General features: G+C 70.7%; 28 protein-coding genes. 17 read left to right on the top strand and 11 right to left on the bottom strand.

Annotated elements, in window-relative coordinates; genetic code table 11:
- Positions 1-18 precede the first annotated feature (18 nt).
- The 3 genes from BLS25_RS17000 (at position 19) to BLS25_RS14965 (ending at position 1,971) form a co-directional block, all read left to right on the top strand.
- Positions 19-168 (top strand): hypothetical protein, encoded by a 150-nt coding sequence (locus BLS25_RS17000; protein WP_164481596.1) that lies wholly within the window; start codon positions 19-21, stop codon positions 166-168.
- A gap of 53 nt (positions 169-221) precedes the next feature.
- The gene (locus tag BLS25_RS14970) at positions 222-1,325 is read left to right on the top strand and encodes a class I SAM-dependent methyltransferase (RefSeq protein ID WP_074696728.1); all 1,104 of its coding nucleotides are present in this window, start codon (positions 222-224) and stop codon (positions 1,323-1,325) included.
- Positions 1,326-1,401: 76 nt separating this feature from the next.
- Complete coding sequence (locus BLS25_RS14965; protein WP_056228795.1) at positions 1,402-1,971, top strand: hypothetical protein; 570 nt, start codon at positions 1,402-1,404, stop codon at positions 1,969-1,971.
- Positions 1,972-1,987: 16 nt separating this feature from the next.
- On the opposite strand, the gene BLS25_RS14960 is transcribed toward BLS25_RS14965, so the two are convergent.
- Positions 1,988-2,452: a DUF3817 domain-containing protein gene (locus BLS25_RS14960; protein WP_074696726.1), complete on the bottom strand. Its 465-nt coding sequence runs from the start codon at positions 2,450-2,452 to the stop codon at positions 1,988-1,990.
- A 132-nt stretch (positions 2,453-2,584) separates the two neighbouring features.
- Here BLS25_RS14960 and BLS25_RS14955 point away from each other — a divergent pair, with 132 nt between their 5' ends.
- The 5 genes from BLS25_RS14955 to BLS25_RS14935 are packed head-to-tail and all read left to right on the top strand — an operon-like array spanning position 2,585 to position 5,871.
- Entirely contained in the window at positions 2,585-3,610 is a 1,026-nt protein-coding gene (locus BLS25_RS14955) for an FUSC family protein (RefSeq protein ID WP_074696724.1), read from the top strand.
- A gap of 7 nt (positions 3,611-3,617) precedes the next feature.
- Positions 3,618-3,860, top strand: coding sequence for a hypothetical protein (locus BLS25_RS14950; protein ID WP_074696722.1), 243 nt, complete (start codon positions 3,618-3,620; stop codon positions 3,858-3,860).
- Between the two features lie 17 nt (positions 3,861-3,877).
- On the top strand, positions 3,878-4,102 hold the full coding sequence (locus tag BLS25_RS14945) for a hypothetical protein (protein ID WP_143017971.1): 225 nt from the start codon (positions 3,878-3,880) through the stop codon (positions 4,100-4,102).
- Positions 4,103-4,117: 15 nt separating this feature from the next.
- A complete protein-coding gene (locus BLS25_RS14940) occupies positions 4,118-4,951 on the top strand; it encodes a ribokinase (RefSeq protein WP_074696718.1) in 834 nt (277 codons plus the stop codon).
- A complete protein-coding gene (locus BLS25_RS14935; protein WP_056228815.1) occupies positions 4,948-5,871 on the top strand; it encodes a nucleoside hydrolase in 924 nt (307 codons plus the stop codon). The genes BLS25_RS14940 and BLS25_RS14935 overlap by 4 nt, the downstream gene beginning before the upstream one ends.
- Positions 5,872-5,880: 9 nt before the next feature.
- On the opposite strand, the gene BLS25_RS16995 is transcribed toward BLS25_RS14935, so the two are convergent.
- The 5 genes from BLS25_RS16995 to nrdH form a co-directional block, all read right to left on the bottom strand.
- On the bottom strand, positions 5,881-6,045 hold the full coding sequence (locus tag BLS25_RS16995) for a hypothetical protein (protein ID WP_176786390.1): 165 nt from the start codon (positions 6,043-6,045) through the stop codon (positions 5,881-5,883).
- A 109-nt stretch (positions 6,046-6,154) separates the two neighbouring features.
- The gene (nrdF, locus tag BLS25_RS14930; protein ID WP_074696716.1) at positions 6,155-7,129 is read right to left on the bottom strand and encodes a class 1b ribonucleoside-diphosphate reductase subunit beta; all 975 of its coding nucleotides are present in this window, start codon (positions 7,127-7,129) and stop codon (positions 6,155-6,157) included.
- A 38-nt stretch (positions 7,130-7,167) separates the two neighbouring features.
- Complete coding sequence (gene nrdE / locus BLS25_RS14925) at positions 7,168-9,324, bottom strand: class 1b ribonucleoside-diphosphate reductase subunit alpha (protein ID WP_056228978.1); 2,157 nt, start codon at positions 9,322-9,324, stop codon at positions 7,168-7,170.
- Complete coding sequence (nrdI, locus tag BLS25_RS14920; protein WP_056228982.1) at positions 9,306-9,746, bottom strand: class Ib ribonucleoside-diphosphate reductase assembly flavoprotein NrdI; 441 nt, start codon at positions 9,744-9,746, stop codon at positions 9,306-9,308. The genes nrdE and nrdI overlap by 19 nt, the downstream gene beginning before the upstream one ends.
- Before the next feature lie 28 nt (positions 9,747-9,774).
- On the bottom strand, positions 9,775-10,008 hold the full coding sequence (gene nrdH, locus BLS25_RS14915) for a glutaredoxin-like protein NrdH (protein ID WP_056228987.1): 234 nt from the start codon (positions 10,006-10,008) through the stop codon (positions 9,775-9,777).
- Between the two features lie 386 nt (positions 10,009-10,394).
- On the opposite strand from nrdH, the gene BLS25_RS14910 reads away from it, so the two are divergent.
- Positions 10,395-11,600 carry an MFS transporter gene (locus BLS25_RS14910; RefSeq protein ID WP_056228990.1) on the top strand — a complete coding sequence of 402 codons (1,206 nt, stop codon included), beginning with the start codon at positions 10,395-10,397 and terminating at the stop codon, positions 11,598-11,600.
- A 49-nt stretch (positions 11,601-11,649) separates the two neighbouring features.
- Here the strand turns inward: BLS25_RS14910 and BLS25_RS14905 are convergent, their stop codons facing one another.
- Complete coding sequence (locus BLS25_RS14905) at positions 11,650-12,054, bottom strand: pilus assembly protein CpaE (protein WP_074696714.1); 405 nt, start codon at positions 12,052-12,054, stop codon at positions 11,650-11,652.
- Between the two features lie 72 nt (positions 12,055-12,126).
- On the opposite strand from BLS25_RS14905, the gene BLS25_RS14900 reads away from it, so the two are divergent.
- The 6 genes from BLS25_RS14900 (at position 12,127) to BLS25_RS14870 (ending at position 17,280) form a co-directional block, all read left to right on the top strand.
- The gene (locus BLS25_RS14900; RefSeq protein ID WP_074696845.1) at positions 12,127-12,879 is read left to right on the top strand and encodes an alpha/beta fold hydrolase; all 753 of its coding nucleotides are present in this window, start codon (positions 12,127-12,129) and stop codon (positions 12,877-12,879) included.
- Positions 12,880-12,952: 73 nt separating this feature from the next.
- The gene (locus BLS25_RS14895) at positions 12,953-14,113 is read left to right on the top strand and encodes an acyl-CoA dehydrogenase family protein (RefSeq protein WP_056229001.1); all 1,161 of its coding nucleotides are present in this window, start codon (positions 12,953-12,955) and stop codon (positions 14,111-14,113) included.
- Complete coding sequence (locus BLS25_RS14890) at positions 14,113-15,387, top strand: DUF445 domain-containing protein (protein WP_056229005.1); 1,275 nt, start codon at positions 14,113-14,115, stop codon at positions 15,385-15,387. The genes BLS25_RS14895 and BLS25_RS14890 overlap by 1 nt, the downstream gene beginning before the upstream one ends.
- A gap of 77 nt (positions 15,388-15,464) precedes the next feature.
- A complete protein-coding gene (locus BLS25_RS14885; protein WP_056229800.1) occupies positions 15,465-15,815 on the top strand; it encodes a gamma-glutamylcyclotransferase family protein in 351 nt (116 codons plus the stop codon).
- Entirely contained in the window at positions 15,812-16,819 is a 1,008-nt protein-coding gene (locus BLS25_RS16505; RefSeq protein ID WP_081349878.1) for an arginase family protein, read from the top strand. Before BLS25_RS14885 ends, BLS25_RS16505 begins: the two co-directional genes overlap by 4 nt.
- Positions 16,816-17,280, top strand: coding sequence for a SixA phosphatase family protein (locus BLS25_RS14870; RefSeq protein ID WP_074696712.1), 465 nt, complete (start codon positions 16,816-16,818; stop codon positions 17,278-17,280). Before BLS25_RS16505 ends, BLS25_RS14870 begins: the two co-directional genes overlap by 4 nt.
- Positions 17,281-17,311: 31 nt before the next feature.
- On the opposite strand, the gene hutI is transcribed toward BLS25_RS14870, so the two are convergent.
- The 3 genes from hutI to hutH form a co-directional block, all read right to left on the bottom strand.
- Entirely contained in the window at positions 17,312-18,487 is a 1,176-nt protein-coding gene (hutI, locus tag BLS25_RS14865; protein ID WP_074696843.1) for an imidazolonepropionase, read from the bottom strand.
- Positions 18,488-18,609: 122 nt separating this feature from the next.
- The gene (locus tag BLS25_RS14860) at positions 18,610-20,394 is read right to left on the bottom strand and encodes a urocanate hydratase (protein ID WP_081349877.1); all 1,785 of its coding nucleotides are present in this window, start codon (positions 20,392-20,394) and stop codon (positions 18,610-18,612) included.
- Between the two features lie 29 nt (positions 20,395-20,423).
- Entirely contained in the window at positions 20,424-21,992 is a 1,569-nt protein-coding gene (gene hutH / locus BLS25_RS14855) for a histidine ammonia-lyase (protein WP_074696710.1), read from the bottom strand.
- A 61-nt stretch (positions 21,993-22,053) separates the two neighbouring features.
- Between hutH and BLS25_RS14850 the strand changes: the two genes are divergently transcribed.
- Positions 22,054-22,827: an IclR family transcriptional regulator gene (locus BLS25_RS14850; protein ID WP_074696708.1), complete on the top strand. Its 774-nt coding sequence runs from the start codon at positions 22,054-22,056 to the stop codon at positions 22,825-22,827.
- Between the two features lie 324 nt (positions 22,828-23,151).
- Here the strand turns inward: BLS25_RS14850 and BLS25_RS14845 are convergent, their stop codons facing one another.
- Positions 23,152-24,150 (bottom strand): LacI family DNA-binding transcriptional regulator, encoded by a 999-nt coding sequence (locus BLS25_RS14845; protein ID WP_056229021.1) that lies wholly within the window; start codon positions 24,148-24,150, stop codon positions 23,152-23,154.
- A gap of 250 nt (positions 24,151-24,400) precedes the next feature.
- Here BLS25_RS14845 and BLS25_RS14840 point away from each other — a divergent pair, with 250 nt between their 5' ends.
- Positions 24,401-25,639 (top strand): sugar ABC transporter substrate-binding protein, encoded by a 1,239-nt coding sequence (locus BLS25_RS14840; protein WP_074696706.1) that lies wholly within the window; start codon positions 24,401-24,403, stop codon positions 25,637-25,639.
- Position 25,640: the final 1 nt, after the last annotated feature.

The following is a 25,640-nucleotide window of genomic DNA, read 5'->3' as shown; positions in this document are numbered from 1 at the left end:
GCGACCGAAGGGATCCTCATGTTCATCGTCTCGCTCATCCTGTTCGTCGGCGGCATGCTGCTGACCGGCATCTCGTTCTCGCTTGCCGCCCCCGCGCTGTTCTTCGCGCTCGGCATCATCCTCGTCTCGGCCTCCCTGGCGTTGCCGTTCCACTTCGGCACCCGCTGAGCCCGCAACTCGGATCGGCACCGCCCCACGTCACCCCCGGGTAGCGTGGACCGGTGCCTTTCTCGTTCGACGCCCTGCGTCGCCGCCCCGATCTCGAGGGCCCCGATCTCCTGGCGGTCGACGCCGCCGACCGCCTGATCCTCGACGAGTCAGCGGACGCCCGAGCCCAGGTCGGCGATGACGAGCTCGTCGTGATCGGCGACTCCTACGGGGCGCTCACGCTGGCGTCAGCGGATGCCGGAGGTCGCGGCATCCGGGTCCATCAAGACGAACTGCTGGGCGAGGAAGCCCTCGCGCTCAACGCCCGCGACACCGGGCTCGAGGAGTCCTTCGTCTCGCACCCGCTCGATACCGCGCTTCTCACCGGGGCGCGGGTCGTCCTCCTGCGGCTCCCCCGGTCGCTCCACGCTCTCTCGGACATCGCCGGGCTGATCGCCGTTCATGCGCACCCCGAGGTCATCGTGTACGCCGGCGGTCGCCTGAAGCACATGACTCCGTCGATGAACGACGTGCTGCGACGGTTCTTCACCCGGCTCGACGTCACGCATGCGCGGCAGAAGTCGCGGGTCCTCGTCGCGCGCGGGCCCCACGACGGCGCCGAGCCCGTCCCCGAGAGCGCCGAGGTCGACGGCATCGCGGTCCGCGCTTTCGGCGGCGCCTTCGCGGGCGCATCGATCGACATCGGCACGCGGCTGCTGCTCGCCCACCTCCCGTCGCCGCGCGGCGGTGAGGCGATCGACCTGGCGTGCGGGACGGGAGTGGTCGCCGCGGCCCTGGCGACGCGGCATCCCTCCCTCCGGGTCATCGCGTGCGATCAATCGGCGATCGCGGTCGCGTCCGCCCGGGCCACCGCCGAGGCCAACGGGGTGTCCGATCGCGTGAGCGTCGTCCGCGACGACGTCTTGAGGGGGCAGCCGGATGCCACGGCGTCGTTCATCGCGCTGAATCCGCCGTTCCACGCGGGATCCGCCATCAACGAGGGTCTCGCTCCCCGGATGTTCGCCGACGCGGCTCGGGTGCTCGCCCCCGGCGGTGAGCTCTGGACCGTGTGGAACTCGTCGCTGCAGTACCGCCCCGCTCTCGAGCGACTCGTGGGCCCGACCCGTCAGGTCGCTCGCGACCGCAAGTTCACGGTCACGGTGTCGACCAAACGCTGACCCGCCCGCCGTCGACCCGTGGCGAGCGCGCTGTTCCCGGCGTAGATTCCGTCTGACGTCGACAAGGAGGTGCGCCGTGCGGATCCGAACCGCTGCTCCGCTGCTCGCCCTCGTCGCTGCCCTCGCGGCGGTGCTCGCGACGGGAGCGTCGGCGGCCGGAGCCCCCGCGTCGCCGACCGTGCGCGCCGATCCCCTGTCCGACGCCCTCACGGCGCCCCTGCTCGCGGACTGCTCGAGCATCACGGACAACGGTCGCGGCTACGCCCGACTGCACGGCATCGGTCTGTGCGGCGCCGACTCGACGCCCGCGTCGCAGCCCCTGCGCACCGAGCTCGTCGGCGGCGAGGAATGCGGCTCGGCGACGCTGACGATGACGAGTCGCGGCGGCGGGCTGGCCGCGATCGACTGGCGGGTGAGTTCCGAGACGGGACCGATCGTCGCCGTCGAACTCGACCTCGCGTTCGCAAGCCACGCGGGCGGAGAGATGCGCCACTTCTCCGACCGCTCGCCCAGCGTGCATGCGCACGACGGGACGGTCGCTTTCCTCGGGGTGGGCCGCGCCACGGCCACCCTCTCCGGGTCGGTCGAGACCTTTACCGCCACGTGCCGCATCGTTCCGGCGAGCGTGCGCATCCTCGTGCGCTGAGGCTCATCGTGCGGTGTCAGCCCTTGCCGCCGGGAGGACCCACGACCAAAAGCACGACGAACACGACCACCACCACCGTGACGAGCACCAGCGCGAGCGCCCAGGGCCGGCGGAGGAAGACCCGCAGCAACCGGTCGAGCGGCCGTCGATCGCGCGGGTCGCCGCTGTCGTCTAGCCGCCACGCCCCGCGGAGGCGTCCGGTGCGGTGCAGCCAGATCTCGGTGGGGATCGTGGCGTAGGGGATGACGGCGCTCACCACCGCGAGCGCGGTCGGCCCGAGGCCCCAGCGCTGGTTCAGCGCCACGAGGACGGCGGTGGCCCCGTAGGCGAGGAACACGAAGCCGTGGATGCCACCCCCGATCGACACCGCGATGGGAAGGTCGGCGACGGCGCGAAGAATCAACCCGCCGATCAGAAGCGTCCACGAGATCGCCTCGGCGATCGCGAGGGTGCGAAACAGGGTCAGGGGCGTGCGGAACACGTCTCTCCTCGTTCGGGTCGGGGGCTTCCCACCCTACGGAAGACGCGGCGACCACCCGGGCTTCTCGGTTCGACGTCGAGACGACACCCGATCGGCAGATCGGCCGCGTCGAGCGACGCTTAGGCTGGAGGGATGGCGGAATCCCGGGGGCGCGTATGGACCGGGGTCATCCGCGTCGGCCCCCGCGCGGGCGATCACCGCGTGGCCCTGCGCGCCGTGCTCAGCGTCGGGGTGCCCCTCGTCGCCCTGCTGCTGGTCGGCCGCCTCGACCTCAGCGTCTACGCCAGCTTCGGAGCCTTCGCGGCGCTCTACGGCCGAATGGACGCGCCGCGTCCCCGCGTCATCATGCAGGCGACCGCGGGCGCGATCCTCGTCTCGGCCATGCTCATCGGCACGATCGTCTCGGCACTCGGCAGCCCCGCCGTCGTGGGCGTCATCGTTGTCGCCGCGATCGCCGCCGCCGTCACCCTCTTCGCCTACCGGGCTCAGTGGCATCCGCCCGGAGCGCTCTTCGCGGTCTTCGCCGGAGGCGCGACCGCGAGCCTTCCCGCGACAAGGTCATCGCTGCCGCTCGTCCTCGTCGTCGGCGGCGCGAGCGTGGCGTGGAGCCTTCTCGTCACCGTCACCTTCGTGATCGTCCGCCGCGGATCGTGGGCGCGCCCGACGCGTTCACGGCCCGCGATCGGCCCCGTCGCGTGGGAGATGACGGCGACGGTCGGCACGGCCGCCCTGCTCGCGGGCATCGCGGGGGCACTCCTGGTCGGTACGCACTGGTACTGGGCGATGGTCGGAGCCGTCGCCGCGGTCGGCGGCGCGCACGTCACGGCCCGCCTCATCCGAGGCGTGCAGCGGCTCGTCGGGACGCTCCTCGGCGTGCTGATCGCGGCGGGTCTGCTCGCCCTGCACCTTCCGCCCTGGCTCGTCCTGATCATCGCCGTGGCGCTGCAGGCGGCCTCGGAGTTGTACGTCGGCCGCAACTACGGCATCGCGATGATCTTCATCACCCCGCTCGCTCTGCTGATGATCTCGCTCGCCTCACCGGCGACGCCCGAGATGCTGCTGCGCGACCGCGTGATCGAGACGGTCATCGGTGTCGCCGTCGGAACGATCGTCGCCATCGTGTCTGCGGGGCTGCGACGCCGATCCGCGAGAAGCTGAGCCCGACATGGACACCGATCGACAGCGCCGTCTCTCCACCGACACCGCCGAACGCATCAGCGCGGGCTGCTACGGCGCCCTCGTCTCGGCATCCACCCTCATTGGTCTCGGCGAAGCCGACCTGAGCGACGTGATCCTCGTGGTCGCACTGACGAACGTCGTGTATTCGCCACCCACGTCTTCGCGTACACGCTCGGCGACACCTCGGCCGACCGGCCGTCGAAGATCTTCCGCCACCACATGCGGGTGAGCGCGCCCATGGTGTCGGTGACTTTCCTGCCCCTGCTGGTGGTGGTTCTGCTCGTCGCCTCCGGAGTGGGCCTCGCCACCGCCCTGCTGTGGGGCGTGGGCGTGGCCATGACCTACCTCGTGGTCGTCGCCACCGCCGGCGCGCGCCTGCGCGGCTACTCTCCCCTCGTCGTCGTGATCATCGCCGTGGGGGCGGCTCTCGTCTCGGCGCTGCTCATCGTCGCGAAGCTCCTGCTTCACTGACCGGAAGGCTTCCTCATCACTGCTCAGCTCACCGTCGTCGGCGCGATCAACGTCGACCTCACCGCTCGCGTCCAGCGCTCCCCCGGCCCCGGCGAAACGGTCGCCGACGGCGTCCTCGACCGCGGCCCGGGCGGCAAAGGCGCGAACCAGGCGGTCGCCGCTGCCCGCCTCGGCGCCGACGTCCGGCTCATCGGCGCCGTCGGCGATGACGCCGAGGGCCTCGGCATCCGGGACCGCTTCGCATCGATCGGAGTCGATGCCTCGGGCGTGCAGACCGCGGATGCCGCGACCGGCACCGCCCTGATCGTCGTCGACGCGACGGGCGAGAACTCGATCGTCGTCTGCGCCGGGGCGAACGCCGCGATCGACGCGGACGCGCTCGGCATCGAACCGGGAGCGGCGGTGCTGCTGCAGCTGGAGGTGTCGGATGCCGTGGTCTCGGCCGCCGCACGCGCAGCCGGGTTCCTCGCGGTCAATGCCGCCCCCGCCCGCGCGCTTCCGGCCGACGTCCTCGAGCGGTGTGATCTCGTGATCGTCAACGAGACCGAGTACGCGCAGCTGCCCGAGGTGCACGACGCGCCCCTGCTGTGCGTCACGCTGGGCGCCGAGGGCGCGCGACTCTCCCGCCGGGGCGAGCTCGTCGCCTCGGCGGCCGGGGTGCCGACCACCGTCCGCAACACCGTCGGCGCAGGAGACGCGTTCTGCGCAGCCCTCGTCGTCGGGCTTCTTCGCGGCGACGACGAAGCCGATGCCCTCGCGCGCGCCTGCGCGGTGGGCTCGGCCGCCGTGGCCGACGACGCCTCGCAACCGGCACTCGCCGCCCTCGACACGTACGGAGTCCCCGCATGAGCCGCCGCCCGATCCTCGTCGACTGCGATACCGGCATCGACGACGCCCTCGCCCTCGCGTACCTGCTGGCCGAGCCCTCGGTCGAGGTCGTGGGCGTGACGACCGTTTCGGGGAACACGGATGCCGCCCGCGCGGCCGCCAACACCCTGTCGCTGTTCGAGCTCGCCGGCGAGGACGACATCCCGGTCGCGATCGGCGCCCATGATTTCCGCGCCCGCGCGTACGCCGGGGGTGCGCCGCACGTGCACGGGGACGACGGCCTCGGCGGCATCGCGCTGAGCGCCGCGGCCCGCGCGCACGATGCCCGCGCGGCGGTCGAGCTCATCGACCACCTGGCGTCGCGGCATCCGGACCTCACCGTCCTCGCCCTGGGGCCCCTGACGAACCTCGCGGCCTACGCCGAGGCACCGGGAGTCGCCCTGTTCGACCGCCTCGTCGTCATGGGCGGCGCCTTCGCCCACTCGGGGAACGTCACGGCGTGGGCAGAGGCGAACATCCACAACGACCCCGAGGCCGCGGCGGTGGTCTTCGCGCAGGACTGGGACACCACCCTCGTCCCCCTCGACGTCACGATGACGCAGACCCTGGATGCCGCCGACCTCGTGCGTCTCGAGGCGATCCCGGGTGCCGTGCCGCAGGCGCTCGCGCGGATGCTGCCGCACTACCTCGACTTCTACGCCGGGGTCTTCCCCGACCGGCGCTGCGCGCTGCACGACCCGCTCGCCGCGATGGTGGCCGCGGGGGCGCTGCGCGGCGTCAGCGTCGCGTCGGGCCACGTCGACGTGCGGCTCGAACGCGGCGAACGCGGGCGGACGGTGTCGAGCAGCGGATCCGAGACGCAGCGCTGGGTCCGCGCCATGGAGGGCTCGGCGGCCGAGGTGCTGCTGGAGCGGCTCGAGTCGCGGGAGTGGCCCGCCTGAGGCTTCGCTCTAGCGGCGGCGGCGTTTCAGCCACGCCGTGAACCGCGACGTGTGGCGGTCGGTGAACTCGTTCGCGAGCCGGAACGCCTCGTCGCCGATGTCGGCGCCCGCGTTGATGGCCTCGATCGAGCGGAGGGCTCGCTGTTCCTGATCGTCGTGCTCGTCGTCGGCCATGGTGTCCAGGGTACGAGCGTCGGCCGGGGTCAGCGCCGGCGACGGCGGAGGGAACGACGAAGCCCGCCCTCGCGCGATGCGGGGCGGGCTTCGTCGTGGGCGTCGGGACTCAGAAGTCCCAGTCGTCGTCCTCGGTCGCCTCAGCCTTGCCGATGACGTATGACGAGCCCGAGCCACTGAAGAAGTCGTGGTTCTCGTCGGCGTTCGGCGACAGGGCCGAGAGGATCGCGGGGTTCACGTTCGTGACCGACGCGGGGAACATCGCCTCGTAGCCGAGGTTCATCAGCGCCTTGTTCGCGTTGTAGTGAAGGAACTTCTTCACGTCTTCGCTGAGTCCGACCGAGTCGTACAGGCTCTGCGTGTAGCCCACCTCGTTGTCGTAGAGCTCGTACATCAGCGAGAACGTGTAGTCCTTGATGTCGTCGCGACGGGCCTGGTCGACCGTCTCGAGACCGCGCTGGAACTTGTAGCCGATGTAATACCCGTGCACGGCCTCGTCGCGGATGATGAGGCGGATCAGGTCGGCCGTGTTGGTGAGCTTGGCGCGGCTCGACCAGTGCATCGGCAGGTAGAAGCCCGAGTAGAACAGGAATGACTCGAGCAGGGTCGAGGCGACCTTGCGCTTGAGCGGGTCGTCGCCACGGTAGTAGTCCATGACGATGCGCGCCTTCTTCTGAAGGAACTCGTTCTCGGTCGACCAGCGGAACGCCTCGTCGATCTCTTTCGTCGAGCACAGCGTCGAGAAGATCGACGAGTAGCTCTTCGCGTGCACCGACTCCATGAACGCGATGTTCGTGTAGACGGCCTCCTCGTGCGGGGTGATCGCATCGGGGATGAGCGAGACGGCGCCGACCGTGCCCTGGATCGTGTCGAGGAGCGTGAGCCCCGTGAACACGCGCATCGTGAGCGTCTGCTCCTCGGGGGTGAGCGTGTTCCACGACTGGATGTCGTTCGACAGCGGCACCTTCTCGGGCAGCCAGAAGTTGTTCACGAGACGGTTCCAGACCTCGAGGTCCTTGTCGTCCTGGATGCGGTTCCAGTTGATGGCCTGCACGTGGTTCAGCAACTGCAGCTTCTCAGCCATGTCGTTCCTGTGTCCTTGATCGATGGGTGGTCAGCGGGTCAGAGCATGCACGAGACGCACTCGGTCATGTCGGTTCCCTCGAGAGCCAGCTGACGCAGACGGATGTAGTAGATGGTCTTGATGCCCTTGCGCCACGCGTAGATCTGAGCCTTGTTGATGTCGCGGGTGGTGACGGTGTCCTTGAAGAACAGCGTCAGCGACAGGCCCTGGTCGACGTGCTGCGTCGCGGCGGCGTACGTGTCGATGACCTTCTCGTAGCCGATCTCGTACGCGTCCTGGTAGTACTCCAGGTTCTCGTTCGTCATGAACGGAGCCGGGTAGTAGACGCGACCGAGCTTGCCTTCCTTGCGGATCTCGATCTTCGAGGCGATCGGGTGGATCGAGCTCGTGGAGTTGTTGATGTACGAGATCGAGCCGGTCGGGGGTACGGCCTGCAGGTTCTGGTTGTAGATACCGTGCGCCTGGATCGAGGCCTTCAGCTCGCGCCAGTCGTCCTGCGTGGGGATCTGGACCCCGGCGAAGAGCTCCTTCGCCTTGGCCGTCTGCGGCTCCCACACCTGGTCGGTGTACTTGTCGAAGAACTCGCCCGATGCGTAGGTGGAGTTCTCGAAGCCGTCGAAGGCCGTGCCGCGCTCGATCGCGAGGCGGTTCGAGGCCCGCAGCGCGTGGAACAGCACCGTGTAGAAGTAGATGTTCGTGAAGTCGATACCCTCTTCGGAGCCGTAGTAGACGTGCTCACGAGCGAGGTAACCGTGCAGGTTCATCTGGCCGAGGCCGATGGCGTGCGAACGGTCGTTGCCGTCTTCGATCGAGCGCACCGAGGCGATGTGGCTCTGCACGCTGACCGCGGTGAGGGCCCGGATCGCGGTCTCGACCGTGAGGCCGAGGTCGCCGCCGTCCATCGCGAGGGCGATGTTCATCGATCCGAGGTTGCAGGAGATGTCCTTGCCGATGGTGTCGTACGAGAGGTCCTCGTTGTACGTGGTCGGCGTGTTGACCTGCAGGATCTCGGAGCACAGGTTCGACATGTTGATGCGACCGGCGATCGGGTTGGCCTTGTTCACCGTGTCCTCGAACATGATGTACGGGTAGCCCGACTCGAACTGGATCTCGGCGAGGGTCTGGAAGAACTCGCGCGCGTTGATCTTCGTCTTCTTGATGCGCGGGTCGTCGACCATCTCGCGGTACTTCTCGGTGACCGAGATGTCGCCGAACGGCTTGCCGTAGACCTTCTCGACGTCGTACGGCGAGAAGAGGTACATGTCCTCGCCGTTCTTCGCGAGCTCGAAGGTGATGTCGGGGATGACGACACCCAGCGACAGCGTCTTGATGCGGATCTTCTCGTCGGCGTTCTCGCGCTTGGTGTCGAGGAAGCGGAGGATGTCGGGGTGGTGGGCGTTGAGGTACACCGCGCCGGCGCCCTGACGCGCTCCGAGCTGGTTGGCGTAGCTGAAGCTGTCTTCGAGGAGCTTCATGACGGGGATGATGCCCGACGACTGGTTCTCGATCTGCTTGATCGGTGCACCCGCTTCGCGGATGTTCGACAGCAGCAGGGCCACGCCGCCGCCGCGCTTGGACAGCTGCAGCGCCGAGTTGATGCCGCGGGCGATCGACTCCATGTTGTCTTCGATGCGGAGCAGGAAGCACGACACGAGCTCGCCGCGCTGCGCCTTGCCCGCGTTGAGGAACGTGGGGGTGGCCGGCTGGAAGCGGCCCGAGATGATCTCGTCGACGAGCTGGACGGCCAGACGGGGGTCGCCGTCGGCGAGGGCGAGGGCGGTCATGACGACGCGGTCCTCGAAGCGCTCGAGGTAGCGCTTTCCGTCGAAGGTCTTGAGCGTGTAGCTCGTGTAGTACTTGAAGGCGCCGAGGAAGGTCTCGAAGCGGAACTTCGCGCCGTAGGCGCGGTCGTTGAGCTCCTGGATGAAGTCCATCGAGTACTTCTCGAGCACGGTGGGCTCGTAGTACTCCTTCTCGACGAGATAGTCGAGGCGCTCCTTGAGCGAGTGGAAGAAGACCGTGTTCTGGTTGACGTGCTGCAGGAAGTACTCCCGCGCCGCCCGCTTGTCGGCGTCGAACTGGATCTTGCCGTCGGCGTCGTACAGGTTCAGCATCGCGTTGAGGGCGTGGTAATCCATTCCCTCGAATCGCGCCTCGGTCTTGAAGTCCACGTCGGTCAGCTCAACTTCCACCATCGTTCCAATCCCTCGGTGACCCGCTCGACGTCGTCGGGCGTGCCGAATACTTCCAGCCGGTACAGGTGCGGCACGGCGCACTTGCGGCTGATGATGTCGCCGGCGAGGCAGAAGGCATCGCCGAAATTCGTGTTCCCCGCGGAGATGACCCCGCGGATGTTGCGTCGGTTCCGCTCCTCGTTGAGGAACCGGATGACCTGCTTGGGGACCGCGCCCTTCTCGACGCCCCGGCCGGCACCCCCACCGTATGTGGGGGTGACCAGCACGAAGGGTTCGTCGACGTGGAGGGGCGGATCGGTCGGCCGCAGCGGAATGCGCACGGCCCGCTTGCCGAGCTTCTCGATGAAACGCGCGGTGTTGCCCGACACGCTCGAGAAGTAGACCAGCAGCGGAGCCTCGGTCGCCGACAGGACAGTGCTCATGACGGTGGTCTGAGAGCCTGTCGCCGGATCAGGCGAGGCGCGAAGCGAGCTCGTCGATCTTGTCGGGGCGGAAGCCCGACCAGTGGTCCTCGTCGGTGACGACGACGGGTGCCTGAAGGTACCCGAGCGACTTGACCTGCTCGAGCGCCGTCGGGTCTTCGGACAGGTCGAGCACGTTGTACTCGATGCCCTTCGAGTCGAGTGCGCGGTAGGTCGCGGTGCACTGGACGCAGGACGGCTTGGTGTAGACCGTGATCGCCATGTCGTTCTCTCTCTCCCCTGGAAAAACTGTGTCCGGGCGGGCAGGGCCAGCCGGGACCTCAATACTACATATGGGGACGGACATCGGAAGGCACCACAAGGGGTAGTAGTTACATCAGTGTGATTTTCCACCGTCTCTCCCCATGTACAACACAGGTTGTCCACGATTTCATCCACAGATCGACCCCCTTCCCGGGTGTTGTTAACAGGCGCGATTCCGCGGTTCTCGCGGCTCCGCTCGATGTCTGTCCACAGGTCGGACGCTAGACGGGGGTTCCGACATTGCACAGGCGAGCGAAAACGTCCGTGGGCGTGTCGCGGCGTGTCGCGACGCGGCGGACGGACGGGGCCTCGGCGCATGTCGGAGGTCGGCTGTAGCGTTATCCGGTGGCCGGCTACCGCGAACTCCTTCGAACCCCAGGCGTGGGGCGCATCATCGCCGCGCAGTTGACGGCGCGTTTCCCCAACGGCATGACCAGCCTCGCCGTGCTCCTGCACATCGAGCACGTCACCGGTTCGTACGGCGCCGCCGGCCTCGTCCTGGCCGCCACGAGCATCGGCCAGGCCGTCGCCGGCCCCGTCACCAGCCGCTGGATGGGCATCTGGGGCATGCGCCGCGTGCTCACCGTCACGCTCCTCGTGTGCGCGGCGGCGATCGCGACCCTCGCCCTCATCGAGATGCCGCTCCCCCTCTACATGGTGCTCGGCCTCATCGCCGGCCTTTCCACCCCGCCCGTGCAGTCGGCGGTCCGCACCATCTACCCCAAGATGGTCAACTCCCAGCGGCTCACCCCGCTGTACTCGCTCGACGCCTCGCTGCAAGAGATCATCTGGGTCCTCGCACCGGTGCTCATCACCCTCGTGGCGACGCAGATCGGCACCGTCCCGGGTCTGCTCCTCGTCGTGGTCATCCTCCTCGGCGGGGGCGCGTGGTTCATCCTCAGCCCCGAGGTCGGCCGCGTGCGCATCCCGCGCAGCCGCCGCGGGCTCGGTCGCGTCCTGGCGAAACCGCCGGTCATCCTCGCCACCGCCACCGGGTTCCTCCTGATCGGCGCGTGCTCGGCGGTCGAGGCGGGCGTCGTCGCGACCTTCGACCACGGCGGGCTCGAGGCGGGTCTCATCCTCGCCGTCTTCGCCGTCGGCAGTCTCGCCGGTGGCCTGTCGTTCGGCCACATCCCCATCGGCCCCTGGGCGATGGCCCGACGTTTCGCGATCGTCGCCCTCGGGCTCTCTCTCACCGTCTTCTCGCTCAACGCGTGGTGGATCGGTGCGACCCTGCTCGTCGCCGGTGCCGGCATCGCGCCGGCGCTGGCCGTGATGTTCGCCATGACCTCGGCGAGCGTCCGCTTCAGCGAGACGGCCGAGGCCTACGGCTGGATCGGCACGGGTCAGCTCATCGGCGCGGCCGCGGGCTCGGCCGTGGCGGGCTTCCTCGTCGACGGGGTCGGCCCGACCGGCGCGTACGTCGCCGCGGCCGGATTCGCGGTGCTCGGCTTCGTCGTCGCCGCGGTTTTCGTCCGTGGATTCCCCGATCTCCGCCACCGCGACGCGAGCCCCATCCCCGACACCGAACCGGTGCCCACCATCACCTGAGCGGATGCCGGGGCGCGGCATCCCGTGTCGGAACGCCCCGACGGGCGGGTCAGTGCGTGCGTCGCAGCAACTCGAGCACGGCGAGTGCGTACGCATCCGCCGGGGCCGGGTGGTCGAACACCAGCGTCGACCCGCCGATCGAGATCTCGACTTCGTAGGTGTCGGACAGTCGACGCAGGGAGCGGAAGGTCGAGCGCAGCATCTCGCGCAGCTGCGACTCCGACGGCAGCCACAGCGCGTCCTCGGTCGCGACCGAGTCGAGCGCCCATTCCGTCGTGCCGTTGAACGCGAGGATCCGACCCGTGGGGTAGTCGCGCGGCTCCACCGTCATGTCGCTGACGGTGAAGACGTCGGCCTCGAACTCCGGTTCGTCGAGCTGGAAGCGGTCACCGGATCGCGGATGCCACACCAATCCGGCCTCGCGCAGGGCCTGGGCCATCTCGGTCGAGATCATGGCATCCATTCTGGGGGCGTTCTGTGACGACGGGTCGGCGGCGCTGCGCGCGGACGGAGCAAGATGGATGCCATGCCCTCTCCCGTGACCCTTCCGCAGCTCGCCTGGGGCGACCCGCGCGGACCGCAGGCGCTGCTCGCGCACGGACTCGGCTCCGACGGAGCCCTCATGTGGCGGTACGGCGTCGCGCTGGCCGAGGCGGGGTGGCGCGCCGTCGCCGTCGACCTCCGCGGGCACGGAGACGCACCGCGCGCCCTCGACTACCGCCTGTCGGCGTACGCGGCTGATCTGCGCGGGACGACGCCCCCGCGCGGCGGGGCGTGGGACGCGGTCGTCGGGCACTCCCTCGGCGGCGCCGCATCGACTCTCGCCGCGTCCGAGAGCCCGGGGTGGACCCGTCGCCTCGTGCTCATCGACCCCGCCATCCTCTTGTCGGAGGAGGACCGCGCGATCGTCCGCGCGAGCCAGGAGCAGTCGTTCGACGACCCGAGCATCGCCGCCGTCCGGGCCGCGCATCCCGACTGGCACCCGATCGATGTCGAGTTGAAGGCACGAGCGACGACGCGCGCGAGCCGGTGGGCCGTCGAGCAGACGAGCCTGCAGAACGCCGTGTGGGACGTGCGCGCGGCGGCGGCCGCGCTGTCGGTGCCGACGCACGTGGTCGGAGCCGATCCGGCGGTGCACTCGATCTTCACGGGCGAGCTCGCGGCCGAGGTCCTCCGCAATCCCGTCGTGACGATGAGCGTCGTCGACGGCGCCGGCCACTCTCCGCATCGCGACCGGCCGGAGGCCGCGGTGGCCGCCGTCCTCGACGCCCTGCGCTGACCCGCGCATACGCGTTTCGCGCCGCGATGCCACCCCGCCCGCGATGTCGGTGGGGCCGAGCAGAATGGATGCCATGACCTCGTTCGATCCGGCTCGGTACCTGCCCGACGACCTGCTCGCGCGCATCCGTGAGCGCGCCGTGGTGCACGACCGCGAGAACACGTTCCCTCATGACGACCTCGACGAGCTGCGGGAGGCCGGGTATCTCGGCATCCTGGTGCCCACCGAACTCGGCGGAGCGGGGCTGAGTCTCGCCGAGGCATCGCTCCTGCAGCAGCGCCTCGCGGGCGCGGCCCCGGCAACGGCCCTGGCGGTGAACATGCACCTCGTGTGGACCGGCGTCGCGAAGGTGCTGAGCGATCGCGGGCTCGACGATCTCGCCTTCGTCCAGCGCGGCGCGGCCGCTGGTGAGGTGTTCGCCTTCGGCATCAGCGAGGCGGGCAACGACCTGGTCCTGTTCGGCAGCGACACCGAGGCTCGCCCCGACGGGCGGGGCGGCTACACGTTCACGGGGACGAAGATCTTCACCTCGCTGTCCCCCGTCTGGGACCACCTCGGTGTGCACGGGCTCGACGAGACCTCACCCGAGGGCCCCCGCATGGTGTTCGCGTTCCTCGACCGCAGCGACGACGTCGTCGCCCGCGACGACTGGGACACCCTCGGCATGCGCGGCACGCAGAGCCGCACGACCGAGCTTCGTGGTGCGCACGCTCCCGCCGACCGCGTCATCCGCCGTGTCGTCCCGGGGCCCCAGCCCGATCCCCTCGTGTTCGGCATCTTCGCCGTCTTCGAGATCCTGCTGGCCTCCGTCTACACGGGCATCGCGCGGCGGGCCATCGACCTCGCGGTCGAGGCGGCGACCTCGCGCCGGTCCAAGAAGACCGGGACCACTTACGCGAACGACCCCGACATCCGGTGGCGCGTCGCCGATATGGCGCTCGCCTACGACGCGCTCCCGCCGCAGTTGGCCTCGCTCGCCTCCGACGTCGACACCCTCGTCGACCACGGCGCGCGCTGGTTCACCCTGCTGTCGGGCGTGAAGTACCGCGCCGTCGCCATGGCGAAAGAGGTCGTCGACGACGCCGTCCTCGTCGGCGGCGGTTCGGCGTACTTCTCGCGCCACGAGCTGAGCCGGTTGTACCGCGACGTCCTCGCCGGCATGTTCCACCCCTCCGACTCCGAGTCGGCGCACTCCACCGCGGCCACGGCCTGGCTCGGGCCGGTGACCGACTGATGGCGCGCACGCCGACCCGGGCGCTGAGCCCGGCCGATCAGGAGCGCCGCCGCGCTCTCCGGGTGATGAAGGGGGTCGCTCTCGGCGCCCTGATCGCGATGGCCCTCGTCTTCGCGGTGTCGTTCTCGCTGCAGCGCGAGGTCGAGTGGCTGCAGTACGTCCGCGCGGCGGCCGAGGGCGGCATGGTGGGCGCCCTGGCCGACTGGTTCGCGGTCACCGCGCTGTTCCGGCACCCGCTGGGCCTGCCCATCCCGCACACGGCGATCATCCCGCGCCGAAAAGACGAGATCGGGCGCCAGCTGGGCGAGTTCGTCGAGACGAACTTCCTCGAGGGCGACGTCGTGCGCACGAAGCTCGAATCCACGCCGCTCTCGGCGCGGGCCGGAGCCTGGCTCGCCGATCCCGCACACGCCGACCGCGTGGCCGCCGAGGGCGCGACCCTCGCATCGAGCGTCCTCACCGCGCTGAGCGACGACGACGTGCAGGGTCTCATCGAAGACCTCGCCCGCGAACACCTCCTCTCCCCCGACTGGGGCCCCTCGATCGGTGGATGGCTCGAACGCGTCGTCGGCTCGGGTGCTCACCACGGCGCCGTGGATCTCGCCCTCGACAACATCGCGGTCTGGCTCGGCAACAACCGCGACACGTTCCAGGGGCTGGTCTCGCGTCGACTCCCGGCCTGGGTGCCCAGCATGGCCGCACGGCTCGTCGACGACACCGTGTACCGCGAGGCCGTGCAGTTCGTCGACGCGGTGCGCGCCGATCCTCGGCACCAGGCGCGCGGTGCGATCGACGGTTATCTCGGGCGACTGGCCGACAGCCTTCAGCACGACCCGGCGACGATGGTGCGTCTCGAAGAGGCGAAGGCCGCGGTCTTCGACAGCCCGCGGGTGCGGCAGTTGGCGGCCGATGCCTGGAACACCGCCAAGGCCGGTCTCCTGCGTTCGCTCGCCGACCCCGAGAGCGCCCTGCGTCTTCGCGCCTCCGCCGCCCTCGCCGAGGTCGGCGTCCGCCTGCAGCGCGACGAGGCCCTGCAGAAGCGGGTCGACGGCTGGGTCACCGATGCGGCGGTGTTCGTCGTGGGGCGGTACCGGCACGACATCGCGTCGGTCATCACCGACACGGTCGAACGCTGGGACGCCGAAGAGACCACCGAGAAGATCGAGCTCATGGTCGGGCGCGACCTGCAGTACATCCGTCTGAACGGCACGATCGTCGGTGCTCTCGCGGGCCTGTTGATCTTCACGGTCGCCCATCTGGTGTGGGGATCATGACGGTTCGCGCACTCGCTGGCCGAAACCTCTCGCGTCGCGCCGCCCCTCGCCGCCGCCGCGTGAGTAGCCTGGTGCGCGTGAGCGACGGTTCGGGCACGGAGTCCCTCTTCACCTACGGGACGCTGCAGCTGCCCGAGGTGCAACTCGACACCTTCGGTCACCGCGTCGAGGGCGCAGAAGACGCCCTGGCCGGCTACCGCCTCGAGTGGACCGACATCGCCGACGAGGGGGTTGCGCGCCTTTCCGGCCTCGACCGACACCCGATCCTGCGCCGCACCGACGACCCGCGCGACCGCGTGTTCGGACGCGTGCTGCGCGTGACGCCCGAAGAACTCGACGCCGCCGACGAGTACGAGGTCTCGCTCTACCGCCGCGCCTCCGTCGTCCTGGCCAGCGGCATCCGCGCCTGGGTCTACGTGGCTGCATGAGCGCCCTGTCCGTCGACCCGCTCTGGCCGCGCGCAGGGGACTGGCCCGCCCCCGATGAGAAGACGGCGCCGGATGCCGTCCTGCTCGGGATCCCCGCGTGGCGCACGTCCCTCTCCCCGACCGGCGCGGGCGAAACACCGGCGGCCGTGCGCGAGGCTCTCCGGCGCTTCTCGCCGACGGTGCTCGGCCCCCCGCCTCTCGATCTCACCGCCGCACTGACCATCGCGGACGCCGGTGACGTCGACGACCCCGACGGGCGTGACGGCGAGGCGCGCGTGCGCGCAGCCGTGGCGGCGCTCTCGGCGGCCCGTCTGGTGATCGCCCTCGGCGGGGACAACTCCGCCACCTACGGTGTCGCTCAGGGACGCGGAGTCGGGGGTCTGATCACCCTCGACGCGCACTTCGATCTCCGCGACGGAGAGTCGAACGGCTCCCCCGTGCGGCGACTCATCGCCGACGGTCTCGACCCGCGCCGCATCGTTCAGATCGGCATCGCCGACTTCGCGAATTCGGCGGCGTACGCGCAGCGCGCTCTCGACGCGGGCATCACCGTCATCACGCTCGACGAGGTGCGTCGCCGCGGCATCGACGAGGTCGTCGCCGAGGCGCTGCGCATCGCCCGCGGCACGGGCGTATCGCCGGCGAACGGACCCGTGGAGTGGGCGGACGGCCACGCGGTCGCGTCCCCGACCGATGACCCGACGACCCGGACCTCCGCCCCCGCGCCGGGCCATGCCGCGGCAGCGGCCTCCGGCATCCACCTCGACATCGATGTGGACGTGTGCGACCGCTCGGTCGCCCCGGGCTGCCCCGCGAGCGTCCCGGGCGGACTCGCCGCCTGGGAGTTGCGCGCCCTCGCGCGCGGGTTGGCCCGAGACCCCGGCGTGACGAGCGCCGACATCGTCGAGGTGGATGCCACGGCAGACACTCCCGACGCCCGCACCGTGCGACTGGCCGCGCTGTGCGTTCTGGAGCTCCTGGCAGGAATGGCGGAAAGACGATGATCCAATTGGTTCTGGCGCGGCATGCGAAGTCGGACTGGGCCGACGAGGGGCTCGACGACCACGACCGTCCGCTCAACGACCGCGGCCGACGCGATGCACCGGCGATGGCCCGGACCGTCGTGCGCAAGGGCGTCCGCCCCGAGGTCGTGCTCTCGAGCACGGCGCTGCGCGCCCGACAGACCGCCGAGGCGTTCGCTCGCGCGTTCGATGCCGAGGTCGTCGAGCACGCCGAGCTCTATCTCGCCGAGCCCGCGCAGCTGCTCGCCTCCGCGCGCGCCGCGGGAGTCGACGAGGTGATGGTGGTCGCTCACGACCCCGGGATGAGCGCCCTCGTGTCGCGCCTGGCCGATCGCGACGAACGCATGGTCACGTGCGCGGTGGCGATCTTCACGTGGCACGAGGGAACGTGGGACGACGTCGACGCCACCCCTCCCGACGAGTTCGAGCTGCTGACGCCCTGAGGCCGGCCGCCCGCCGTCCGCCCGCCCTGTCTCAGACCTCGGCCCCGTCCTTCCAGACGGTCCGCACGAGGGGCACACCCGGCCGATAGGCCAGGTGCACGCGGGTCGGGGCCTCGAGCAGCACGAGGTCGGCGCGCGCGCCGGGATGGATCACGCCCACATCCGTGCGCCGCAGTGCCCGTGCGCCGCCCGCGGTGGCGGCCCACACCGCCTCGGCGGGCGTCATCCCCATCTCGCGTACGGCGAGGGCGATCATGAGCGGCATCGAGCTGGTGAAACTCGATCCCGGGTTGCAGTCGCTCGCGAGCGCGACCGTCACTCCCGCGTCGAGAAGGCGCCGCGCGTCGGGGTACGGCTGGCGCGTCGAGAACTCCACCCCCGGCAGCAGGGTCGCGACGGTGTCGGATGCGGCGAGCGCGGCCACATCCGCATCCGAGACGAACGTGCAGTGATCGACGGAGGCGGCATCCAGGGACACAGCGAGTGCCACCCCGTCTCCCGCGCCGAGTTGGTTTCCGTGCACCCGGATGCCGAGCCCCTTCGCCCGACCCGCCTCGAGCACGCGCCGACTCTGGGCGGCCGTGAACGCGCCGGTCTCGCAGAAGACGTCGACCCAGCGGACGAGCGGTGACACGGCGTCGAGCATCTCGCCCACCACGAGGTCGATGTACTCATCCGCGCGCCCGGCAAACTCGGGCGCGACGACGTGAGCGCCGAGGAAGGTGACCTCGTCGGTGACCTCCGCGGCGAGTCGCGCGAGCCGCAGCTCGGTCTCGACGTCGAGGCCGTAGCCCGTCTTGATCTCGAGCGTCGTCGTCCCCTGTGCGCGACACTCGGCGACGAGGGAGCGCAGGCGCTCGCGGAGTTCGTCGTCGGAGGCGGACCGTGTCGCGGCGACGGTGGTGCGGATCCCTCCCGCCGCGTACCGCTTCCCCTCCATGCGCGCTGCGAACTCCTCGGCCCGATCGCCGCCGAAGACGAGGTGCGCGTGGCTGTCGACGAACCCCGGGATCATGGCGCGACCGCCGACATCGATGACCTCGATCCTCGCGTCGACGGTGAGGCCCGGGGCATCCGGAACTTCGGTCGTCAGCCCCGTCCACTCCACGCGCCCCGCGCGCACGAGGACCGCCGCGTCGCGCAGCGTTCCGCACGGGTCGCCCGAGGCGGAGACGTTGGTGGTGAGCTCGCCGATGTTCGTCAGCAGGAACGCGCGTCCGGCTCCGTCGGCCCCCGCGTCCCCACTGGTCCGCTCCGAAGCACTCACCGCGTCGGCACCGGTCAGCGCGGAAGCGCTCACCACATCGGCACCGGTCAGCGCGGAAGCGCTCACCACATCGGCACCGTCAGGCCGCGCTCGGCCGCCACTTCGCGAGCGCGGTCGTAACCGGCGTCGACGTGGCGCATGACTCCGGTGCCGGGGTCGTTGACGAGCACGCGGGCGAGCTTCTCGGCGGCGAGCTCGGTGCCGTCGGCGACGCACACCTGTCCCGCGTGGATGCTGCGGCCGATCCCCACCCCGCCGCCGTGGTGGATCGACACCCACGACGCTCCGCTCGCGGTGTTCAGCAGCGCGTTGAGCAGGGGCCAGTCGGCGATGGCGTCCGAGCCGTCGGCCATGGCTTCGGTCTCGCGGTAGGGCGAGGCGACGGATCCCGCGTCGAGGTGGTCGCGGCCGATCACGATGGGTCCCGCCAGCTCGCCCGAGGCCACCATCTCGTTGAACTTCAGGCCCGCCAGGTGGCGTTCCTGGTAGCCGAGCCAGCAGATGCGCGCGGGCAGGCCCTCGACCTGCACCTGCTTTCCCGCCTTGTCGAGCCAGCGGTGCAGGGCTGCGTCCTCCGGGAAGAGTTCGGCGACGGCCCGGTCGGTCTTGGCGATGTCTCCGGGGTCTCCCGAGAGCGCGACCCAGCGGAACGGTCCCTTGCCCTCGGCGAACAGCGGGCGGATATACGCGGGCACGAAGCCCGGGAACGCGAACGCCCGGTCGTACCCGCCGAGCTCCGCCTCGCGGCGGATCGAGTTGCCGTAGTCGAACACCGCCGCCCCGGCATCCTGGAATCCCACCATCGCCTTCACGTGGGACGCCATGCTCTCGCGCGCCCGGCGGGTGAAGTCCTCGGGGTCACGGGCGGCTTCGGCCTGCCACTGATCGAGCGAGACGCCGACCGGCAGGTACGACAGCGGGTCGTGCGCGCTGGTCTGATCGGTGACGATGTCGATCCGGATGCCGCGGGCCAGAAGCTCCGGGAACACCTCGGCCGCGTTGCCCTCGACGCCGACCGACAGCGCCTCACCCGCCTCGCGTGCCGCGCTCACCCGTTCGACGGCCGCGTCGAGATCGGGAGCGACCTCGTCGAGGTAGCCGTGGGCGACGCGGCGGTCGAGGCGCGTGCGGTCGACGTCGACGATGAGCACCGCTCCGCCGTTCATCGTGACGGCGAGCGGCTGCGCCCCGCCCATGCCGCCGCACCCGGCGGTGAGGGTGAGGGTGCCGGCGAGCGACTCGCAGCCGAGCGAGGTGGCGACGGCCGCGAACGTCTCGTACGTACCCTGCAGAATGCCCTGCGTGCCGATGTAGATCCACGACCCGGCCGTCATCTGCCCGTACATCGTGAGCCCCAGCTCTTCGAGTCTGCGGAACTCGGGCCACGTCGCCCAGTCGCCCACGAGGTTCGAGTTCGCGATGAGCACGCGCGGCGCCCACTCGTGCGTGCGGAATACGCCCACCGGCTTGCCCGACTGCACGAGCAGGGTCTCGTCGGGCTCGAGCTCGTCGAGCGTGCGGACGATCGCGTCGTACGCCTCCCACGACCGCGCCGCCCTGCCCGTGCCGCCGTAGACGACCAGGTCGTCGGGACGCTCGGCGACCTCGGGGTCGAGGTTGTTCATGAGCATCCGCTTGGCGGCCTCGGCGCCCCAGCTCTTCGCGGTGCGCTCGGAGCCGCGCGCCGCGCGGATCGGAGAGCGGGGAGCGGATGCCGGGACCCCGGCGGTCGTTGCGGCTGCGGCCTGCGTGACCAGTCCTGCGGCCGTGGCGACTTCCGGTGCCGGGGCGGCGGCTTCGGGCGTCGTGTCGACCGGTGCCGTGCCGGTCGTGGTGGTGTCGGTCATGGCGGATCTCCTTCGATCGGGGCGCGAGGTCAGGCGGTGTGTACGGGAGTGGAGGGCGTGTGGGCGGCGTCCGTCTGCGCGAGCGCGGCCCGCGCCACCGCGCCCGAGGCGACGAGGTCGGTGACCGCCTCGATCTCGGGCGAGACGAAGCGGTCGGGGCCGGGGCCCTCGACACGCGTACGGACGAGGTCGCGCACGGCGCCGGTGGCCGCCGCGGGCTGGAGGGGAGCGTGCAGGTCGAGGGCACGGCATCCGGTCAGCACTTCGATCGCGAGCACGCGGGCGAGTCCGTCGATCGCGCGACGGAGCTTGCGGGCACCCGCCCACCCCATCGAGACGTGGTCCTCCTGCATGGCGCTCGAGGGGATCGAGTCGACCGAGGCGGGGGCGGCGAGGCGCTTGAGCTCCGACACGATTCCCGCGGCGGCGTACTGCGCGATCATCAGGCCCGAGTCGACCCCCACCTCGTCGGCGAGGAAGGGCGGCAGCCCGTTGCTCCGCGCGACGTCGAGCGCGCGGTCGGTGCGGCGCTCCGACATCGAGGCGACGTCGGCGACCGCGATCGCGAGGAAGTCGAGCACGTACGCGACGGGGGCGCCGTGGAAATTGCCGTTCGACTCGACGCGCCCGTCGACGGTGACGACGGGGTTGTCGACGGCGGATGCCAGCTCGCGCTCGGCGACCTGCGCCGCGTGGGCCATCGTGTCGCGCGCGGCGCCGTGCACCTGGGGCGCGCAGCGCAGGGAGTAGGCATCCTGCACGCGCGTGCACTCGGGCCCGCGGTGGCTCGCGACGATGGGCGAACCGGCGAGGAACGAGCGAAGGTTCGCCGCGGATGCCGCCTGGCCGACCTGCGGGCGGAGCGCCATCAGGTCGGCCGCGAACACGGCATCCGTCCCCAACTGCGACTCGATCGAGATCGCCGCCGAGACGTCGGCCGTGGTGAGCAGCATCTCGAGGTCGTGCAGGGCCAGCAGCAGCATGCCGAGCATGCCGTCGGTGCCGTTGATGAGGGCGAGGCCCTCCTTCTCGCGCAGGGCGACCGGGGCGATCCCCGCGGCGACGAGTGCGTCGGCGGCGGATCGCAGATCACCGGCGGCATCGCGCACCTCCCCCTCGCCCATCACCGCGAGGGCCACGTGCGACAGCGGAGCGAGGTCGCCCGAGCAGCCGAGCGAGCCGTACTCGCGCACGACCGGGGTGATCCCGGCGTTCAGCAGGGCGGCGTAGGTCTCGACGACGACCGGTCGCACGCCGATTCGGCCGGTCGCGAGGGTCTGCAGGCGCAGCAGCATGAGGGCGCGCACGACCTCGCGCTCCACCTCGGAGCCGGTGCCCGCGGCGTGCGAGCGGATGAGGCTCGCCTGCAGCTGGGCGCGCCGGTCCTCGGCGATGAAGGTCGTCGCCAGCGCACCGAAGCCGGTCGAGATGCCGTAATGCGGCTGCGGGTCGTCGGCGAGCGCCTCGATGAGAGCGCGCGTGTCGGCCACGCGCTGCAGAGCGTCGTCGTCCACCGTCACCCGCGCGTCGTGTCGCGCGACGGCGACGACGTCCTGAGGGGTGAGGGGCTGGGATCCGACGGTGACGCTCGCGTTCATACGCCGATTCCATCGTGCGCACTGTCGCGCGACGACCGGGTTCTGGCATCCTGTGTCTGTCATGCCAGACAATCCCCGCCCGCAGGTCCCCGCCGCCGATCAGACGCTGCGGATCCTCTCGCTGCTCGCGCGCCAGCCCGGCCCGATGGCTGCGCAGTCGATCGCGACGACCCTCCACATCCCGCGTTCGAGCGTCTATCACCTGCTCGCGACCCTCGAGCAGCACGGCTACGTCGTGCACCTGCCCGGCGACCGCCGCTGGGGCCTCGGCACCGCGGCGTTCGAGCTCGGCGGCGGCTACGCCCGGCAGCAACCCCTCGCCCGCCTCGGCCGGCCGCTGCTCGCGGGGCTCTCCGACCGGGTCGGCGAATCCGCACACCTCGCCGTGCTGGCCGGACGCGACGTGCTGTACATCGTCGAAGAGCGCGCTCCGCGCCGCCCCGCGCTCGTGACCGACGTGGGCGTGCGCCTGCCCGCGCACCTCACCGCGACGGGTCGGGCGATGCTCGCGGCGCTTCCTCGCGAACAGGTGCGGGCGTTGTTCCCGGATGCCACGGCCCTCACCCAGCGCCACGGCGCGGGCCCCGCGACTCCGCGCGAGCTGCGCGAGATGCTCCGACTGGTGCGGGCAGACGGCCACGCGAGCGAGAACGGCGAGGTCACGCCCGGATTCCGCTCCGTCGCCGCTGCGGTGCTGGATCACGCCGGGTGGCCCGCCGCGGCCGTGGCGATCACGTGGCCGGCCGACGGCCCGCCGCGCGATGCCGCGGCACTGGCGTCAGCGGCATCCGGAACCGCCGCCGAGCTCGCCCGCCGCATCGGCCGGCCGGCCTGACGCGGGTGCCGGGTTGCGGGGCCGGGGCCTCTTGTTCTCACGGTTTGGGGCGCGTTCCGTCGTTCGGGGCGTGAGATTCCCGCCCCAGACGCAAAGTATCGCCCCAAACCGTGGACATGCCCGCGACGCGACCGTCGCGCCGAGGACCGCGGCGACCGCTGAGCACCGGGCCGAGTGGGCGCCGGGCCGAGTGGGCGCTGCGCCCACGCGTTCTCCCGGTTCGGGGCACATTCCGTCGTTTGGGGCGTGAGATTCCCGCCCCAAACGCAAAAGATCGCCCCAAACCGCCCGATTCAGCCGCCTCGGCGCGCCCACCGCAGCGCGTCAGCGCACGACCAGCCGCGGCTCCACCAGCACGTGCGCCGCCCCGGCCGTCGGGGCGCGGGGGGCGATGACCGTGCCGTTCTCGCCCATGAGCAGGTCGAGGGCTCCGGATGCCACCTTTTCGGGCAACTGCTCGACGCTCGAGAGGCCGAGCGCCTCCACCGCGGGGGTGTTGTCGAAGCCGATGACCGTGATGTCGGGGCGGCCGGCGAGAGTGACGGCGAGGTGCGCGCCGATCGCGAGCGAATCGCTCGCGCACACGATGCCCGTCACTCCCGGGTCGGCGGCGAGCCCTGCGGCGACGACGTCGCGCGCGGCCGAGACGTTCTCTTCGACGACCCACCGCGGTCCCGAGGCCGCGCTCTCGCGCCAGCCGCGTTCGCGTTCGTCGCCGGTGCCGGATCCGCCCGGCCAGCCGAGGAACGCGATCCGCGAAGAACCCTGCCCGAGCAGGTGCGCGGTGGCTGCGCTCGTGCCGGCCGCTCCGTCGACGTCGACCCAGAGGTGCGCGGGCGCTTCGACATCATCCTCGCCCCACGGGCGGCCGAACGACACGAACGGCAGGGCGCGCTCGAGCAGCCACCCCGTGCGCGGGTCGCCGTGGAAGGTGCCGGTGATGACGACGGCATCGACCTCTCCCCCCTCGAGCAGGTCGCCGAGGCGCGCGATCTCCTCTTCGGGGGTGCGCGCGGCGTACAGCAGCACGCGCATGTCGCGCTCGCCCGCGCGTTCGGTGAGGGCGTGCACGAAGCGGTCGAGCACGACGCCCGAGATCCCCCCGGCATACGGATCGAGATGGATGCCGATGGTGGAGCTGCGACGCGTGCGCAGGCGGCGCGCGGCGGCGTGCGGGCGGTATCCGAGCTCGGCGATCGCGGCTTCGACGCGCAGGCGGGTGGCCTCGCGCACGATGTCGGGGGTGTTCACGACGTTCGAGACGGTCTGCCGCGAGACGCCGGCGGCGCGTGCGACGTCGTCGACGGTGGGCGCCTTCGCCATGCCTCGTCTCCCCCGTGCCGTGGCCGGTGCCCCGCGGCATCCGGTTCTTCCGATCCTTCGACGCCTGCGCGTTCCGCGATGACGCGCACGCAGGCCTGACGGTCAGACCGACAGCCTAAGCGGGCGAGCAACCGCTTGACAGGAAACACCGCCGTTCCTTACCGTAGTCGAACCGTCATTTGAACGATCAAAAGAGACGGCCCTCCGAGCACCCGGAGGGGTCGCATGCCTCATCGAAGGAGAGAGACACATGACACGGCACACCGCCCGGAACTGGCTCGCCGCCGGCGCACTACTCGCCACCGGAGCGCTCACGCTCACCGCGTGCGGCTCGGGCTTCAACGACACCCCCGGCGAGTCCCAAGCCTCGGGCTCGGGCACGCTGAGCATCCTCATCGGCTCCTCGGGGGACGCCGAGACCAAGGCCGTCACCGACGCCGTCGCCGCCTGGAGCCAGCAGTCGGGCGTGCAGGCCGAGGTCCAGACCGCCAACGACCTCCCCCAGCAGCTCTCGCAGGGCTTCGCCGCCGGCTCGCCGCCGGACCTCTTCTACCTCGCCCCCGAGGCCCTCGCCGGCTACGCCGCGAACGGCTCGATCGCCGCCTACGGCGACGACCTGGCGAACAAGGACGACTTCTACCCCTCGCTCGTCGACAACTTCACCGTCGACGGGAAGTTCTACTGCGCGCCCAAGGACTTCTCGACCCTGGCCCTCATCATCAACACCGACCTCTGGTCGGCGGCAGGGCTCACGGATGCCGATGTCCCCACGACCTGGGACCAGTTGGCATCCGTCGCTCAGAAGCTCACCACCGACGGCCGCGTCGGTCTCGCGTTCGGCGCCGAGTACCAGCGCGTGGGCGCCTTCATGGCCGAGGCCGGCGGCGGACTCGTCACCGACGGCAAGGCCACAGCCGACAGCTCCGCCAACGTCGAGGCGCTGAACTACGTCAAGACGCACCTGAACGACGGCACCTTCGCCTTCGCGTCCGATGTGGGCGCGGGTTGGGGCGGCGAGGCGTTCGGCACCCAGAAGGCCGCGATGGTCATCGAGGGCAACTGGATCACCGGCGCACTGTCGGCCGACTACCCCGGCGTGAAGTACAAGGTCGCCGAGCTGCCCGCGGGCCCCGGCGGCAAGGGCACGCTGCAGTTCACCAACTGCTGGGGCATGGCCGCCGACAGCGGCAACCAGGAGCAGGCACGCTCGCTCGTCGAGTTCCTGACCTCGACCGACCAGCAGCTGGCGTTCTCGAAGGCCTTCGGCCCGATGCCCTCGATCCAGTCGGCCGCCGACGCGTGGAGCTCCGCGAACCCCGACCTCACGGCGTTCCTCTCCGGTGCCGAGTACGCGCAGTTCCCGCCGAACATGGCCGGCGCCGCCGACGTCATCACCGACTTCAACGCTCAGCTGGAGTCCCTGAAGACCGGTGACCCGCAGGCGCTGCTCAAGACGGCGCAATCCAACCTCGAGGCCATCACCAAGTAAC

Source organism: Microbacterium testaceum StLB037, from assembly GCF_900104345.1.
In the GTDB taxonomy this organism is placed as follows: domain Bacteria; phylum Actinomycetota; class Actinomycetes; order Actinomycetales; family Microbacteriaceae; genus Microbacterium; species Microbacterium testaceum_A.
The sequence above is the reverse complement of the archived record's forward strand: the minus strand, read 5'-3'. Positions and strand labels throughout refer to the sequence as shown.